12 protein-coding genes and 7 tRNA genes are annotated in these 15,241 nt (G+C 64.2%); 2 read left to right on the forward strand and 17 right to left on the reverse strand.

Annotation, left to right across the window (positions count from 1 at the left end):
* Nucleotides 1-30: 30 nt before the first annotated feature.
* The gene (locus QWL29_RS13245) at nucleotides 31-3,549 is read right to left on the reverse strand and encodes an indolepyruvate ferredoxin oxidoreductase family protein (protein WP_441295508.1); all 3,519 of its coding nucleotides are present in this window, start codon (nucleotides 3,547-3,549) and stop codon (nucleotides 31-33) included.
* Nucleotides 3,550-3,676: 127 nt separating this feature from the next.
* Here QWL29_RS13245 and QWL29_RS13250 point away from each other — a divergent pair, with 127 nt between their 5' ends.
* Nucleotides 3,677-4,144, forward strand: a complete 468-nt coding sequence (locus QWL29_RS13250; RefSeq protein ID WP_305823360.1) for an Lrp/AsnC family transcriptional regulator — start codon at nucleotides 3,677-3,679, stop codon at nucleotides 4,142-4,144.
* 93 nt (nucleotides 4,145-4,237) lie between these two features.
* Here QWL29_RS13250 and QWL29_RS13255 read toward each other — a convergent pair whose 3' ends face one another.
* On the reverse strand, nucleotides 4,238-5,494 hold the full coding sequence (locus tag QWL29_RS13255; protein ID WP_305823361.1) for a hypothetical protein: 1,257 nt from the start codon (nucleotides 5,492-5,494) through the stop codon (nucleotides 4,238-4,240).
* 303 nt (nucleotides 5,495-5,797) lie between these two features.
* Here QWL29_RS13255 and QWL29_RS13260 point away from each other — a divergent pair, with 303 nt between their 5' ends.
* A complete protein-coding gene (locus QWL29_RS13260; RefSeq protein WP_305823362.1) occupies nucleotides 5,798-6,907 on the forward strand; it encodes a metallophosphoesterase in 1,110 nt (369 codons plus the stop codon).
* A gap of 53 nt (nucleotides 6,908-6,960) precedes the next feature.
* Here QWL29_RS13260 and QWL29_RS13265 read toward each other — a convergent pair whose 3' ends face one another.
* From QWL29_RS13265 to rnc, 15 genes are all read right to left on the reverse strand, one after another.
* Entirely contained in the window at nucleotides 6,961-7,206 is a 246-nt protein-coding gene (locus QWL29_RS13265; RefSeq protein ID WP_305823363.1) for a hypothetical protein, read from the reverse strand.
* A gap of 169 nt (nucleotides 7,207-7,375) precedes the next feature.
* Nucleotides 7,376-7,449: transfer RNA gene (locus QWL29_RS13270), tRNA-Cys, on the reverse strand.
* A gap of 77 nt (nucleotides 7,450-7,526) precedes the next feature.
* Nucleotides 7,527-7,602: transfer RNA gene (locus QWL29_RS13275), tRNA-Gly, on the reverse strand.
* Between the two features lie 30 nt (nucleotides 7,603-7,632).
* Nucleotides 7,633-7,708: transfer RNA gene (locus tag QWL29_RS13280), tRNA-Gly, on the reverse strand.
* A 49-nt stretch (nucleotides 7,709-7,757) separates the two neighbouring features.
* Nucleotides 7,758-7,833: transfer RNA gene (locus QWL29_RS13285), tRNA-Gly, on the reverse strand.
* Nucleotides 7,834-7,863: 30 nt separating this feature from the next.
* A tRNA-Gly gene (locus QWL29_RS13290) sits at nucleotides 7,864-7,939 on the reverse strand.
* A 30-nt stretch (nucleotides 7,940-7,969) separates the two neighbouring features.
* Nucleotides 7,970-8,045: transfer RNA gene (locus tag QWL29_RS13295), tRNA-Gly, on the reverse strand.
* Nucleotides 8,046-8,131: 86 nt separating this feature from the next.
* Nucleotides 8,132-8,207 (reverse strand) — tRNA-Gly (locus tag QWL29_RS13300).
* 89 nt (nucleotides 8,208-8,296) lie between these two features.
* Nucleotides 8,297-8,875 carry a CDP-diacylglycerol--glycerol-3-phosphate 3-phosphatidyltransferase gene (gene pgsA, locus QWL29_RS13305; RefSeq protein ID WP_305823364.1) on the reverse strand — a complete coding sequence of 193 codons (579 nt, stop codon included), beginning with the start codon at nucleotides 8,873-8,875 and terminating at the stop codon, nucleotides 8,297-8,299.
* A 301-nt stretch (nucleotides 8,876-9,176) separates the two neighbouring features.
* The gene (uvrC, locus tag QWL29_RS13310) at nucleotides 9,177-11,117 is read right to left on the reverse strand and encodes an excinuclease ABC subunit UvrC (protein ID WP_370663696.1); all 1,941 of its coding nucleotides are present in this window, start codon (nucleotides 11,115-11,117) and stop codon (nucleotides 9,177-9,179) included.
* 234 nt (nucleotides 11,118-11,351) lie between these two features.
* On the reverse strand, nucleotides 11,352-11,753 hold the full coding sequence (gene acpS / locus QWL29_RS13315; RefSeq protein WP_305823366.1) for a holo-ACP synthase: 402 nt from the start codon (nucleotides 11,751-11,753) through the stop codon (nucleotides 11,352-11,354).
* The gene (locus QWL29_RS13320; RefSeq protein ID WP_305823367.1) at nucleotides 11,750-12,520 is read right to left on the reverse strand and encodes a pyridoxine 5'-phosphate synthase; all 771 of its coding nucleotides are present in this window, start codon (nucleotides 12,518-12,520) and stop codon (nucleotides 11,750-11,752) included. Before QWL29_RS13320 ends, acpS begins: the two co-directional genes overlap by 4 nt.
* A 13-nt stretch (nucleotides 12,521-12,533) precedes the next feature.
* Nucleotides 12,534-13,328 carry a DNA repair protein RecO gene (gene recO, locus QWL29_RS13325; protein WP_305823395.1) on the reverse strand — a complete coding sequence of 265 codons (795 nt, stop codon included), beginning with the start codon at nucleotides 13,326-13,328 and terminating at the stop codon, nucleotides 12,534-12,536.
* A 144-nt stretch (nucleotides 13,329-13,472) separates the two neighbouring features.
* Entirely contained in the window at nucleotides 13,473-14,405 is a 933-nt protein-coding gene (gene era, locus QWL29_RS13330) for a GTPase Era (RefSeq protein WP_305823368.1), read from the reverse strand.
* Between the two features lies 1 nt (nucleotide 14,406).
* Nucleotides 14,407-15,213, reverse strand: coding sequence for a ribonuclease III (rnc, locus tag QWL29_RS13335; protein ID WP_305823369.1), 807 nt, complete (start codon nucleotides 15,211-15,213; stop codon nucleotides 14,407-14,409).
* Between the last annotated feature and the right edge of the window lie 28 nt (nucleotides 15,214-15,241).

A 15,241-nucleotide genomic window follows, 5' to 3' on the forward strand; every position in this document is an offset into this window, starting at 1 on the left:
ATGGCGGCGATCGTTTAAACGCGAGCCGCCTCAGGCGCGCCGCTTCAGCTCGATCACCTGCTCGCCACGGTAGATCGCCATCAGCTTCGGCCATTCGGCGTCCAGCTTGTCCATCGCCGCCAGCTTGATGTGGCCATAGCCGCGCACCTGATCGGGCATCTGGGCCAGCTTCAGCGCCGCTTCGCGGTTGCCAGGATTCAGGCTGGTGGCCAGCGTCTCGACGAAAGCCAGGTAGCGTTCGCGCAGTGCCCGTTCGCGCTTGCGCTCGGCGGTATAGCCGAACACGTCGAGCGGACCGCCGCGCAGGGATTTGAATTTCGCCAGCACGCCGAACACCGGCATCATCCAGCCGCCGAGGCGCATCTTGGCCGGCACCTCGGAGCCCGGCTTGCGGCGCGCCAGCAGCGGCGGCGCCAGGTGGAAGGCCAGCTTGTAGTCGCCCTCGAACTGGGCGGCGATCTGGGCGCGGAAGGCCGGGTCGGCGTGCAGCCGTGCCACTTCGTACTCGTCCTTGTAGGCCATCACCTTGAACAGATTGCGCGCCACCAGCTTGCTCAGCTTGCGCGAGCCAAGCGGGTCGATCTCGGCTTCACGCCGCTCCAGCGCCGCCACTGCCTGCGCATAGCGCCCGGCATAGGCCGCGTCCTGGTACTGCGTCAGGAAATCCGTGCGCACGGCCATCAGCTCCGCCAGCGGCTTCGGTGCGCTGAACTGGATCACCTTGCGCTCGCTGCGGTCCAGGCGCTCCAGCGCCTGCGCATCCGCCGCGGCCAGGCGGCCCAGCATGAAGGCGCGCTTGTTCATGTCGATGGCGACGCCGTTCAGTTCGATCGCGCGCAGCAGCGCCGGCAGCCCCACCGGCACCAGGCCCGCCTGCCAGGCATAGCCCATCAAGAGGATGTTGCCGCCGATCGGATCGCCCAGGAAGCGCGCCGCCGTTTCGTGGGCGTCGAGGCGCACCAGGTTCTCCATGCCCGCCGCCAGGCCGAGCTTTTCCAGCAGCCCATCCTTGTTGATCGAGGCATCGCGCTCGCGCGTGAAGTCGGCGGTCGGGATCTCGCGGTCGTTGGCCACGACCCTGGTGTGCCCGGCGCGCATCACCGACAGGCTGTCGGGCATGGCGGCCACTACCAGGTCGCAGGCGAAGACGGCGTCGGCCTGGCGCAAATCGATGCGCACCTGGTTCAGCCGCGCCGGCGACGAAGCGACGCGCACGTGCGACAGCACGGCCCCGCCCTTTTGCGCAAAGCCCATGAAGTCCAGGGTCGAAGCGCCCTTGCCTTCCAGGTGGGCGGCCATGGTGATCAGCGCGCCGACGGTGACGATGCCGGTGCCGCCCACGCCCGCGACCAGGATCTCGAAGGGTTTATCGAGGGCCGCCGGCGCCGGCGCGGCATACGCGGCCAGGGCCTGTTCGATGTCGGCCAGCGACAGCGTGCTGACTTCCGGCTTGCGCAGCGACCCGCCCAGCACCGAGACGAAGCTCGGGCAGAAGCCCTCGACGCAGGAGTAATCCTTGTTGCAGGACGACTGCTCGATCTGGCGTTTGCGGCCGAATTCGGTTTCCAGCGGCAGGATCGACAGGCAGTTCGACTGCACGCCGCAGTCGCCGCAGCCTTCGCACACCGCCGGGTTGATCACCATGCGGCGCGCCGGGTCGGGGAAGACGGTCCTGCCCGGCTTGTTCTTCTTGCGGCGGCGGCGCTTTTCGGCGGCGCAGGTCTGGTCGTAGACCAGCACCGTCACGCCCGGGATCTCGCGCAGTTCGCGCTGGATGGCATCGAGTTCTTCGCGGTGATGCACCGTCACGCCTCCCGGCAGCGTGACGCCGTGGTAGTTCTCGGGCTGGTCGGTCACGACCACGGTCTTGCGCGCGCCTTCGCTCACCACCTGCTGCACGATCTGCGGTACCGACAGGCTGCCGTCCACCGGCTGGCCGCCGGTCATCGCGACGGCGTCGTTGTACAGGATTTTATAGGTGATGTTGGTGCGCGCGGCCACTGCCTGGCGAATCGCCAGCGAGCCCGAATGGTAGAAGGTGCCGTCGCCCAGGTTCTGGAACACGTGCGGCTCGTCCACGAAGCGCGAGGATGCGACCCAGCTGACGCCCTCGCCGCCCATCTGCGACAGGTAGTTCGTGTCGCGCTTCATCCAGGTCGCCATGAAGTGGCAGCCGATGCCGGCATAGGCGCGGCTGCCTTCCGGCACGCGGGTCGAGGTATTGTGCGGGCAGCCCGAGCAGAAGTACGGCGTGCGCTTGACGCCGTCGGCCCCGTTCGAGGGCAGCGCGGCGGCGCAGAAGTCGGGCAGCATGCGTTTCAGATCGAGTTCGGGGAAACGCGGTGCCAGCCAGTGCACCAGCGCCGGCGCGATGCGCGAAGGACGCAGCTCGCCCAGCGCCGACAGCAGCGGCGCGCCGTCGCGGCCGGCCTTGCCGACGACTGCGGGGCGGCTTTCAGTCGGCAGGTTGTAGAACAAATTCTTCACCTGCTGCTCGATCACCGGCCCCTTCTCTTCCACCACCAGGATTTCCTCCAGGCCGGCGGCAAACGCGGCCAGGCGGGTGCGCTCCAGCGGGAAGGTCAGGCCGGGCTTGTAGACGCGCACCCCGAGTTCTTCCAGGCGCGACAGCGGCAGGCCCAGGCGTTCCAGCGCTTCGACCAGGTCCAGGTAGGCCTTGCCGGCGCTGATGATGCCGATGCGCGCCTGTGGCGCGGCCACCGTCAGGCGGTCGATCGAGTTGGCGCGGGCAAAGGCCTGCACCGCTTCGAGCTTGGCGTCGGCGCGCACTTCCAGCGCCAGCCCCGGTAAATCGGGCCAGCGGTTGTGCAGGCCGTCCGGCGGCGTTACGTAATCCTGGGGCGTGGTGAACGAGGGCATCGGCGGCAGCTCGACCACGGCGCCGCCTTCCACGGTTTCCGAAATCGCCTTGAAGCCGCACCAGGCGCCGGAGAAGCGCGACAGCGCCCAGCCGTACAGGCCGAACTCCAGGTATTCCTGGATGTTGGCGGGATTGATGACCGGCATGCTCCAGGCAATCAGCGCCTGCTCGCTCTGGTGCGGCATCGACGAGGATACGCAGCCGTGGTCGTCGCCCAGGATCACCAGCACGCCGCCGTGGGGCGAGGAGCCATACACGTGGCCGTGTTTCAGGGCGTCGCCGGCGCGGTCGACGCCCGGGCCCTTGCCGTACCACATGCCGAACACGCCGTCGACCTTGCGCGTCGGGTCGGCCTCTACCTGCTGCGAGCCCATGACGGCGGTGGCGCCGAGTTCTTCGTTGATCGCCGGCAGGAAGTCGATGCTGCGCTGCTTTAAGAGGTCTTTCGCGCGCCACAGTTCCTGGTCGACCGCGCCCAGCGGCGAGCCGCGGTAGCCGCTGACGAAGCCGGCCGTGTTCAGGCCCTGGCGCTCATCGAAGACTTTTTGCATGCACAGCAGGCGCACCAGGGCCTGGGTGCCGGTGAGGAAGACGCGGCCGCTTTCGCGGCGCAGGTTGTCGTCGAGGGCGTAGTCGGGGTCGGCCAGGACGGCTGGCGGGGTGGTCATCGAATTCATGGTCTCGTTGTGGTTCTTGTAAGGGGACAGGATATGCCGCACGACGGGAAAGATTTTTTCTAATTCCTGAGTTCCAGCAGCTAAACTGGCAAGAATCTTTCTAAAACCTGAGCAATAAATGAAAAACACACCGCTGGACCAGGCCTCGATCAAGATCCTGGCGGAACTGCAGAAAAATGGCCGCGTGTCGTCGAACGAACTGTCGGAAAAGATCGGCATGTCGGCCAGTCCATGCTGGCGGCGCCAGAAGGAACTCGAGGAAAACGGCTACATCCTGCGCTACACCGCCCTGCTCGACCGGCGCAAGCTGGGGCTGGCCGTGGTGTGCCTGCTGCACGTGTCGCTGGCGCGCCATGCCGAGGGCGTGGTCGAGCAGTTCGAGGAAGCGATGCGGCTGCGCCCGGAAGTGGTGGAGTGCTACGAGACGACCGGCAGCTCGGACTACATGGTGAAGGTGGTGGTGGCCGACATGGATGCCTACCACGACTTCCTGCACAACGTGCTGGTCAAGCTGAACGGGGTGGCGCAGGTGAATACCAGCGTGGCGCTGCGCGAGGTGAAGTACGAGACGACGTTGCCGCTGTAGTCATCGCGGAAGCGGAGGCCGGAATGCACATCGCCGGCATGGAAGCCGGCGATGCTGGTTGACGCGGGGACCGGCGGCGGGTCCCGGAGCGCATTACAGATTCAGCGTGACGCTGCGTGGGCAATGGTCGCTGGTATCGATGCGCTGGCCCGGCGCCTGCACGACGGCCGTCTTGCGCGAGCCGATGTCCGGCGCCTGGCGCGCCGCCAGTGCGCCGCTCAGCACGATGTGGTCGAGGCCGGTAAAGCCGCGGCAGCCTTCTTCGATGCCGGTCAGCGGCACCTGCTTCAGCGCACGGGTGCCATCGTTCAGTTCTTGCCACAGGTAGCGCGTGGCGACCTTGCCGATGGCATCCTGGTGCGGCACGCCGGCGGGGTTGCTGCCATCGGTACGCACCTTCTCCGGCGGGATATTCGCGGCGGCTTCCTCGTCGATGCGGCGGTTGAAATCGCCCAGCAGCACGAAGTCGGGGCTGCGCTGGCCCACGCTGTCGAGCCAGCGCTCGATCGGCGCGACCTGGCGGTTCAGGACCTGGCAGGCGGGATTCGGATCGTCGAGCAGGCGCGCCTGGTAGATCGGGGTCGGCACGATGTTGGCGCAGCTCGACTTCAGGTGCACGTTCAGGAAGCTGATGCGGCGGCCCGCCCAGTCCAGCTCCAGCGTCAGGCCAGGGCGCACCTTGCGCGCATCCTTGGCGCCCGGGTTGTCGCTCACCGCCAGGTCGGTATTCACGCTGCACTTGGCATTGGTCTCGCCCATGCTCTTGTCCCAGGCGAAAGCCGTGGTCTGGAAACCGTCGTGCGGGGCGTCGCAGGTGCCGAAGCGGTCGGCGTACTTGCCGAGCAGGGTCTTGATCACCTCGGCCGAGCGTACTTCCTGGAAGGCGATCACTTTCACGCCCTGTTTTTCGATCAGGTTGGCGATGGTCGTCTGCAGGCCGGTCAGCTTGGCGGCGTAGTCGGCGCCCGTGGGCGGCGTGGCGTTGTCGCGGCCCAGGTAGGCGTTACACGGCACCATCATCCCGGCTTTCTCCGGGCCGCCAGCCAGGCGTTCGGTATCGGCCACGCATTGGCGCGCGGCCTGCACGGCTTCGTCCGTCGGGCGCGACTGGCCCTTTTCGCGCTTCGGACGGGTATCGCACCAGTTGACGGCGGTGCAGACGGCCGCGTGGTGGTCGAAGTCCTGCTGCGAACCGGCCCAGGCCAGGTTGAACGAGGCGACGCCGATCTGGGCGGGCGGCGCCGACGCCGCCTTTGGCGCCGGGCCGGCGCTATGGGCGCATGCGGTAAGGAGGAGCGGTGCCAGGAGGGCGATGGGTTTGCGAGTGAGCGTGCGGAGCGGATTGGTCATCGTAAGGGCGACTGCCAGCCGTGCGACCGGCTGGAATGAATGGGGCGGTTGGAATCCCGAATGGGCAGAAGGATGGATTATCGCGGACTTCGGTGCTTGCAGCAATGCCAACGGGCGGAATGGCCGCGCTGCCGGTACGTTCATGCGATCTACGCTATGCTTGTCCGTTCGACAGTTCATGCACAAGGGCACGATGCGTATTTTGACGATTTATTCTCCGGACGCCATTCCATGCCCGCAGGGCACTTCGGAAGGCGTGGGCCGCAACCATGACCGGGGAGCACGCGCCTGATGTTTCATCTGATGTTCAGCCTCCCCTGCCTGGTCGTGCTCGTGCGCTGGCTTTGGCCGCTGCCCGTATCCGGACGTAGCAAGCTGGCGAGCGCAGTCGTGCTGCTGCTTGCCTCGCAATATCACCTGTGGTCGCGCCTGTCGTCAGGCAGCGTGTTTTCGCCGGAGTTTCCGAAGTTCCTGGTGATCGTGTTGAACTGGGCGTTCGGCGCAATATTGCTGCTGGCCGTGTTCCAGCTGCTGGTCGACCTTGGCGCATGCGTCGTCGCACTGGTGCGGCGCAGGCGTGTCGCCACCCCTGCGCGACTGCGCGCTGCGATCGGCATCGCGGCGATGCTGCTGGCCGCGCTCGGCGTCATGCAGGCAATCAAGCCGCCACAGCTGAAAGACGTGCAGATCGAGGTCAGGAATCTGCCGCGCGAATTCGATGGCTACCGGGTGCTGCACCTGACCGACCTGCACATCAGCCGCCTGTTCGACGCGCCATGGACGCGCAAGGTCGTCGACGATGCGAATGCGCTTGGCGCCGACCTGATCGTCATTACCGGTGACCTTATCGATGGCAATATTGCGCAGCGCGAAGCCGACGTGGCCGCGCTACGCGATTTAAGCGCCCCGGACGGGGTCTGGGTCATTCCCGGCAACCACGAGTATTTTTTCGGCCACAGCGAATGGATGGCGTATTTCGCAGGGCTCGGCATGACGCCGCTGGACAATAGCCACGCCGTCATCAAACGGGGAGCCGGGCAACTCGTGCTCGCCGGCGTGAACGACGTCACCGCCCCGCAAACCGGCGCCCCGGCGCCCGACCTCGATGCTGCGTTACGCGGCGCACCGGCGGGCGTGCCGGTCATCCTGCTCGATCACCAGCCCAGGAATGCGCGCTTGTCGGCCAGCCGCGGCGTTGCGCTGCAATTGTCCGGCCATACGCACGGCGGCATGATCATTGGGCTCGACCGCGTCGTGGCGCGGGCGAACAACGGCTTCGTGTCGGGCCGCTACGAGGTCGACGGCATGACGCTCTACCTGAACAACGGCACGGCACTCTGGCCAGGCTTTGCGCTTCGACTGGGGGTGCCTGCCGAGCTGACCCGCATCACGCTGCGGCGCCAGGCGCCCTAAAGTGCACTATCATCGACAGGCGTCAGGCATGCAGCGGAAGGCCAGCGTCACGGCTACTGACCGACGCAAATAATCCTGGTCTCGTATGCGGCTGCATTGTCTTTCTTCTTGGCAGCCCAATCGATGACCTCCTGAGCGTCGGCGATGGTCATGACGGTCGCTTTTTCCTTGTTCTTGATGAAGGAAACGCCTTCAAACTTGCCGTCTTTGCTGCGCATCACCCTGGCGAATACAGAGGGTTTGCCCTCTTCGCTGCGTTTGGTTTGCTGGACGAGGTAACGCTGGTCGATGGCTTCCATGCTGATGTCGTGTACGTAATGATGAATGCTGCATTTTACCGCGTACGCATGATCGGAGGGTTCGATCGGGCGCGGGCAAGCAACAGCTTTGTTGGGGCCGTCAGGGATCGATAGTAAAGAGATGTACAAAACGAAACGGGCCTCGAATGAGGCCCGTGCGTTTATTATTTGGAGGCGAGGATCGGAGTCGAACCGACCTAGACGGCTTTGCAGGCCGCTGCATAACCGCTTTGCTACCTCGCCAGAGGATATAGTGCGCTTGATCGATGCGGACGGTTATGAGCCACATCAACAAGGGAAGAGCTTGTCTTCCTGAATTCTGGAGCGGGAGAAGAGTCTCGAACTCTCGACCTCAACCTTGGCAAGGTTGCGCTCTACCAACTGAGCTACTCCCGCATTGGAGTACTGCTTTTGACACTCGCTTTATGGAGCGGGAGAAGAGTCTCGAACTCTCGACCTCAACCTTGGCAAGGTTGCGCTCTACCAACTGAGCTACTCCCGCACGGAGTGTACTGCCGACTTGCTACCACTTTTACTACTGTGCTTCCGAATGGAGCGGGAGAAGAGTCTCGAACTCTCGACCTCAACCTTGGCAAGGTTGCGCTCTACCAACTGAGCTACTCCCGCATTGGAGTACTGCTTTTGACACTCGCTTTATGGAGCGGGAGAAGAGTCTCGAACTCTCGACCTCAACCTTGGCAAGGTTGCGCTCTACCAACTGAGCTACTCCCGCATTGAGGTACTGCTTTTGACACTCGCTTTATGGAGCGGGAGAAGAGTCTCGAACTCTCGACCTCAACCTTGGCAAGGTTGCGCTCTACCAACTGAGCTACTCCCGCATTGTGGAGACACGCATTATCGCAGAAATCGTTTCAACTTCCAAGACAACTTGTTTCTACTGTGTTACGCCGACATTTTGCAAACCTGGAGCGGGAGAAGAGTCTCGAACTCTCGACCTCAACCTTGGCAAGGTTGCGCTCTACCAACTGAGCTACTCCCGCTTTGTCTTTCGCTTGCTGCGATGTCGTTCACAACAGGCAAGCATTATAGATGATCTGATCCGTACGTCAAGGATGGCAGAGAATTAATTTTACATATTCCCGCTTTTTTCCTTAATCAATGGCCACGCACGGCGCAGATAGTAGAACATCGACCATACCGTCAGCAGGCCGGCGATCCACAGGAAGACCTGGCCCCAGTAGTACATGTCGATGCCGAACAGGTGCTCGTGGAACAGCAGCATCGGGATCGCGGCCATCTGGGCAGCAGTCTTTACCTTGCCGATCGAGCTCACCGCCACCGACTTGCGCGCGCCGATCTCGGCCATCCATTCGCGCAGCGCCGAGATGGTGATCTCGCGGCCGATGATGACGAAGGCGATGATGGCGTTCACGCGGTCGAGCTGGATCAGCACCAATAGCGCGCCGGCCACCATCAGCTTGTCGGCCACCGGGTCGAGGAAGGCGCCGAAGGCCGAGGTTTCGTTCCAGCGTCGCGCCAGGAAGCCATCGAACCAGTCGGTGACGGCAGCGATGATGAAAATCAGCGTGGCGGCCAGGTTTTGCTCGGGACGCGTGAGCCAGTGATCGGGCAGGTAGAAAACGCCGACGACGAGGGGAATCAGGGCGACACGTAACCAGGTCAGGAGAATCGGGATGTTGAAAGGCATGAGGGCGTGAACTGGCTTACCGTTAAAAAGGGTCGCCGCTAGTCTACATGGGTATTGCAAATTGGACTAGGTGAGCTCAGCCGTAACGGACGCGGGCCTGGATGTTGGTTGGATGGCTTTTCGTAGGGTGGGCTCTTGAGCCCACGCGGTGCCACGGATGATTGGTCGAAAAACGGAATCATGCCGCTGTTTCAACAATGATCGATTGTCCGGGCCGCTTCGCGGACAGTCGCAAATGATCAACCGCCGTACCGCGTGGGCACGAGTGCCCACCCTACGAAAAGCCCGATGCGCCGGATTATCAGTGCAGCTGGCGATAAATCTCTTCCGCCAGGGCAGTGGAAATCCCCTCGACCTGGCACAGGTCTTCCACGCTGGCGTCGACCACGCCGCGCAGGCCGCCGAAGCGGGCCAGCAGGCGCTGGCGGCGCTTGGCGCCGATGCCTTCGATTTCCTCGAGGCGCGAGGCCTGGCGCGCCTTGGCACGCTTGGCGCGCATGCCGGTGATGGCGAAGCGGTGCGCCTCGTCGCGGATCAGGGCGACGAGCATCAGCGCCGCCGATTCCTTGCCCAGCTCCTGGGCCGCGCGGCCATCGGCGAAGATCAGGGTTTCCAGGCCCACGCGGCGCCCTTCCCCCTTGGCCACGCCGACGATCAGGCCGATATCCAGCCCGAGTTCGGTCAACACCTGGCGCGCCATTTCCACTTGGCCCTTGCCGCCGTCGACCAGCACCACGTCGGGCATGATGCCGTCGCCGCTCGCGACCTTTTCGTAGCGGCGCGTGAGGACCTGCCGCATCGCGGCATAGTCGTCGCCCGGCGTGATGCCGTTGATGTTGTAGCGCCGGTATTCCGCGTTCTGCATCGCGTGATGATGGAACACCACGCAGGATGCCTGCGTCGCCTCCCCTGCCGTATGGCTGATGTCGAAGCATTCGATGCGCAGGGAGTCGAGATCGGCCGCGTCCAGCGACAAGGTCTCGGCCAGCGCGCGCGTACGCGATTGCTGCGACCCTTGTTCAGACAGCAAACGGGCCAGCGAGATCTCGGCGCCCTTTTGAGCGAGCTCAAGCCACTGGCGGCGCTGGCCTTGCGGCTGGAAGATCAGGTTGATGCGGTGCCCGCACTGCTCGGTCAGCGCCACCATCAGTTCCGGCTGGTCGAACTCGATGTTCAGGATCAGCGTGCCGGGGATAAAGCTGCCGGTGTAGTGCTGGACCAGGAAAGCGGCCAGCACCTCGCACTCGATCGACTTCTCGGCAATCGCCTCGCCCACCTGCGTCGGGAAATAGGCGCGGTCGCCCAGGTGGCGCCCGCCGCGCACCATGGCCAGGTTGACGCAGGCGCGCCCGCCCTGCACCACCACGGCAATCACGTCGACGTCGGCGTCGCCCGTGGTTTCCATGCTCTGCTGGTGCAGCACGCGCGACAGCGACTGGATCTGGTTGCGCACGCCGGCGGCCTGCTCGAACATCAGCTTTTCGGCGAAGCTCTGCATCTTTTGCTGCAGGTCGTCCATGACCTCGTTCTGGCGCCCGCGCAGGAACTTCGCGGCGTTCTCGACGTCTACCTTGTACGCATCCTTGTCGATGAGATTCACGCAAGGCCCGCTGCAGCGGCCGATCTGGTGCAGCAGGCAGGGGCGCGTGCGATTCGCGAATACGCTGTCCTCGCAGGTGCGCAGCATGAACACCTTTTGCAGGATCTGCATCGACTCCTTCACCGCCCAGGCGCTCGGGAAGGGGCCGAAGTACTGGTTCTTGCGATCGAGGGCGCCGCGGTAATAGGCCATGCGCGGGAAGTCGCCGTGCGTGATCTTCAGGTACGGATAGGATTTGTCGTCGCGGAACAGGATGTTGTAGCGCGGCTTGAGTGCCTTGATCAGGTTGTTTTCCAGGATCAGGGCTTCGGCTTCGCTGTGCGTCACCGAGGTTTCCAGGTTCGCGATCTGCGAGACCATCATCGCGATGCGCGGGCTCGACAGGTTTTTCTGGAAATAGCTCGACACGCGCTTCTTGAGGTTGCGCGCCTTGCCGACGTACAGCACGCTCCCGTTGGCGTCGAAGTAGCGGTACACGCCCGGCAGATCGGGCAGCTTGGCCACGGTCGCCAGCACCAGTTCGCGCGCAGTGGCGGTCACCTGCACGGGGCCGGCGGCATCCTGTTTCAGCGTCGCGCTGAGTTCTTCCTTGACCGCTTGCCGCGAGTCGGGGCGCGAACGTGTGGCCGGGTCCGCCTGCAACATCGCCTCACCCGCCTCGGGGCCGGGAATATAGGGCGGCTTGCCCTCGGCAGCCTGGGGCGGCTGGGCCGTGTCCTCGTCCGGCCTTGCGTACGCTGCGGGCGCCTCCGCTGCCGTATCGGCAAGGGCTTGGCTCGGTTCCGGACTGTCCGGCAATTCGGGGGCTTGCACTTCCTTGGTCACTGGCTTGTCGCTTGCTCGATGTATTAGGTTTGCACGATCAGGTTTGCACGATCAGGTTTGCACGTCGCGGGTGACGATGACGAATGCGACGCCGTAGTCGGCCTCGTCGCTGATCGTCACCTGGGCGCTCAGTTGCTTCTGCTGCATGAAGTCGGCCAGGGCGCCGCTGCATACGATGGTCGGCTTGCCGCTCGGGTCGTTCAGCATCTGCGCCGAGCGCCAGGTCATGGGCATGCGCATGCCCAGGCCGATGGCTTTCGAAAACGCTTCCTTGGCCGAGAAGCGCGTGGCCAGGAAACGCAGGCCGCGCACTTCGCTGCGGGCACGGCGCGCGTGGTATTTCTCGAGTTCCTGGGGCCCCAGGATCTTTTCGGCGAAGCGATCGCCGTTGCGTGCGAGCGCGGCCTCGACACGCGAAATCTGGACGATGTCGGTGCCGATGCCGTAGATCATTGCGCCCCCAGGCTCACGCCGAGGCGCGCCGCGACCATGATCGCCTTCATCTCGCGCACCGCGTTTTCCCAGCCGGCAAACAGGGCGTGGGCAACGATGGCGTGGCCGATGTTCAGTTCGGCGATGTCCTTGATGGCCGCCACCGCCTGCACATTCGTGTAGTGCAGGCCGTGGCCGGCGTTCACCACCAGGCCGTGCTTGACGCCGGCGGCAACGCCCACCTTGATGCGCGCCAGCTCGCTCGCCGCTTCGGCGCCTTCGGCTTCGGCATAGCGCCCCGTGTGCAGCTCGATCACGGTGGCGCCGGTTTTCGCCGCCGCCTCGATCTGCTGCGCGTCGGCGTCGATGAACAGCGACACGCGGATGCCCTCGCCTTTCAGCTGCTTCACGGCCGCTTCCACCTCGTTGAAGTAGCGGATCACGTCCAGCCCGCCTTCGGTCGTTACTTCCTCGCGCCGCTCGGGCACCAGGCAGACGTCCTGCGGACGCACCTGGCAGGCGAAGTCGATCATTTCCCGGGTCACGGCCGCTTCCAGGTTCATGCGCGTGGCCAATTGCGGGCGAATGGCGAGCACGTCGGCATCCTTGATGTGGCGGCGGTCTTCGCGCAGGTGCAGCGTGATCAAATCGGCGCCGGCCTGTTCGGCCAGCAGCGCGGCGCGCAGCGGGTCCGGATAGACGGTGCCGCGCGCATTGCGCACGGTGGCGATGTGGTCGATGTTCACGCCCAGGTCGATGACGGGGCCGACGGGTTGGAGGAAGCTCATGGTTGTTCTTTTCTTATAACTGCATCAGGTCAATCAAAATCTGCCGGGTATTCAGCGGCGCCCCGTTCAACTGGTGGGCCAGCAGGAAGCGCATCAGCTGCTTGCTCTGGCTCTGCGTTACCGGGTCGGCATAATCCTCGCGCTCCATGTCGAGCAGGGTCTTGCCGGACACCACGGGCCAGACATCGGACATGGAGGCTTCGCGCGCACCGCGTTCGGGGTCGACCACATAGCGCTCGCCGGGGTCGACCGCCTCGCGCGTGCCGGTCGAGCGGCCGAGGTTGGCAGCGACGCCTGTTTCCTTAAGTAGGGCTCTTTCGAATTTTCGCAAGACGATTTGTGCAGGTTCGTCGTGCGCCAGTTCGTTGAGGGTAGACACGTAGTGGTCGAACAAGGCCCGGTGCGCATCGTCGCGCGCCAGCAATTTCACCAGCAATTCGTTCAGGTAAAAGCCACATAGCAAGGCCGTGCGCTCGATCGGCAGCATGCCGCCCACCCATTCGGCGTCGATCAGCGTACGCAGCTCCGACTTGCCGCTCCACGACACGGATAAAGGCTGGAAGGTCTGCAGCACCCCGCGCAGCTTCGACAGCGGCCGTTTCGCGCCCTTGGCCACGACCGCGATGCGGCCATGATCGCGCGTGAACAGGTCCACGATGAGGCTGGTTTCCTTGTAGGGATAGCTGTGCAGCACAAAGGCCGGCTGGCCATTCACGCGGGTTTCGCGGATTGGCGCGCGGCTGCGGCGCACGGGCGGCGGCGCATAGGCCGGGCTCGCTTCCGCGACCTGCAGGACCGGTGGCTGCATCTCGGTGATGCGCAGTTCCGCCACCGGCATGTCGTTGACCGCAGGAGGCGCTGGCGGCGCCTCGGAAACATCAGGCGCCGCTGCAGCGTGGTCGTGATCGTGGTTGTCGGGGCTCGTCATGCGTGGGAGGCGAACCGTGAAGGCTTACTCGTAGCCGTAGGCACGCAGGCCGGCTTCGTTGTCGGCCCAGCCGGACTTGACCTTGACCCAGATCTCCAGGTACACCGGACCGTCGAACAGCTTTTCCATGTCGAGGCGCGACTGGGTCGAGATCTCTTTCAAACGCGCACCCTTGTTACCGATGATCATCGATTTATGGGTATCGCGCTCGACCAGGATGGCGGCGAAGATGCGGCGCAGGTTGCCTTCCTGGATGAATTGCTCGATCACCACGGTGCTGGTGTAGGGCAGCTCATCCCCCAGCAGGCGGAAGACTTTCTCGCGCACGATCTCGGCGGCCAGGAATTTCTCGCTGCGGTCGGTGATGTCGTCGGGTCCGAAGATCGGCGGATTCTGCGGCAGGTGCGAACGAATCTCGCGCTCCAGCGCGTCGCACTGGAAGCGCAGCTTGGCCGACACCGGCACGATAGCCGTGAAGTCGCGCAGGGCCGCAACCTTCTGGGCGAACGGCATCAGCGTGGCCTTGTCCTTCATGCGGTCCGACTTGTTGATGACCAGGATCACCGGCACGTTTTTCGGCAACAAATCCAGCACTTGCTGGTCGGCCGGGCCGAAGGTGCCGGCCTCGACCAGGAACAGCACCACGTCCGACGCCGTGAGCGTGTTCGAGACAGTCTTGTTCAGGGTTTTGTTCAGTGCGTTCGCATGACGCGTCTGGAAGCCTGGCGTATCGACGTAGATAAACTGGGCATCGTCGTGGGTCTGGATACCGGTGATGCGGTGGCGCGTGGTTTGCGCCTTGCGCGAGGTAATCGAAACCTTCGCGCCGATCAGCACGTTCATCAGCGTCGACTTGCCGACGTTCGGGCGGCCGACGATGGCGATGTAGCCACAGCGGAAGTTGTCTGGCGTGCCGTCGTTGCTGTCGGCGTCGTCTTGTTGGATGTCGGTGTTCATATCAGGATGCTTGTTTGGTGGAGGCGCCGTCGCCCGGACTGTCGCCAGGATGATTGCTCTGTACGGTGGCGATGCCGGCCAGTTTCAGTTGGGTCACGCGCGGCTTGGCCTTGCGCGAGGCAGCGGGCGTCTTGCGCAAGGCCAGTTCCGCCGCTTCGAGCGCCAGGCGGGCGGCGGCCTGTTCGCCGGCGCGGCGGCTGCCGCCACGGCCGAAGACCTTGATGGCAAGCTTCGGCACCAGGCATTCGATCTCGAATTCCTGGCTGTGGGCGGCGCCGTGGGTAGCGATGACGTTATAGGTCGGCAGCGAAATCTTGCGGCTTTGCAGGAACTCCTGCAACAGGGTCTTGGCGTCCTTGCCCAGGGTGCGCGGGTCGACGGTGTCGAGCAGCGGAATATAAAAGGCGCGGATCACGCCGCGCGCGGCCTCGAAGCCGGCGTCGAGGAAGATTGCGCCGAGCAGGGCCTCGAGGGTGTCGGCCAGGATCGACGGGCGGCGGAACCCGCCCGACTTCAGCTCGCCCTCCCCCAGGCGCAAAAACTGCGAGAGTTCGAGCTTCTGGGCGATTTCGTAGAGCGACTGCTGCTTGACGAGGTTGGCGCGCAGGCGCGACAGATCGCCCTCGTCGAGGTTGTTGAAACGCTCGTAGAGGATCGAGGCCACCACGCAGTTGAGGATCGAATCGCCCAGGAATTCCAGGCGTTCGTTATGCAAGCTGCTGTGGCTACGGTGGGTCAGGGCCTGTTGCAACAGGCCGCTGTCCCGAAACGTGTAGCCCAAGCGGGTTTGCAATAACTGTAGATTCATTGTTTATTTTTCATAGTACAGGCCGGTT

This window comes from Massilia brevitalea, from assembly GCF_030711405.1.
In the GTDB taxonomy this organism is placed as follows: domain Bacteria; phylum Pseudomonadota; class Gammaproteobacteria; order Burkholderiales; family Burkholderiaceae_D; genus Telluria; species Telluria brevitalea.

Bases quoted from the DNA above. Each gene is read 5' to 3' on its own strand.
- QWL29_RS13245 (WP_441295508.1), bottom strand. From the start codon at position 3,549: ATGACCACCCCGCCAGCCGTCCTGGCCGACCCCGACTACGCCCTCGAC.
- QWL29_RS13320 (WP_305823367.1), bottom strand. From the start codon at position 12,520: ATGAGCTTCCTCCAACCCGTCGGCCCCGTCATCGACCTGGGCGTGAAC.
- era (WP_305823368.1), bottom strand. From the start codon at position 14,405: ATGAACACCGACATCCAACAAGACGACGCCGACAGCAACGACGGCACG.
- QWL29_RS13260 (WP_305823362.1), top strand. From the start codon at position 5,798: ATGTTCAGCCTCCCCTGCCTGGTCGTGCTCGTGCGCTGGCTTTGGCCG.
- pgsA (WP_305823364.1), bottom strand. From the start codon at position 8,875: ATGCCTTTCAACATCCCGATTCTCCTGACCTGGTTACGTGTCGCCCTG.
- QWL29_RS13265 (WP_305823363.1), bottom strand. From the start codon at position 7,206: ATGGAAGCCATCGACCAGCGTTACCTCGTCCAGCAAACCAAACGCAGC.
- QWL29_RS13255 (WP_305823361.1), bottom strand. From the start codon at position 5,494: ATGACCAATCCGCTCCGCACGCTCACTCGCAAACCCATCGCCCTCCTG.
- recO (WP_305823395.1), bottom strand. From the start codon at position 13,328: ATGCAGCCACCGGTCCTGCAGGTCGCGGAAGCGAGCCCGGCCTATGCG.
- QWL29_RS13250 (WP_305823360.1), top strand. From the start codon at position 3,677: ATGAAAAACACACCGCTGGACCAGGCCTCGATCAAGATCCTGGCGGAA.
- rnc (WP_305823369.1), bottom strand. From the start codon at position 15,213: ATGAATCTACAGTTATTGCAAACCCGCTTGGGCTACACGTTTCGGGAC.
- acpS (WP_305823366.1), bottom strand. From the start codon at position 11,753: ATGATCTACGGCATCGGCACCGACATCGTCCAGATTTCGCGTGTCGAG.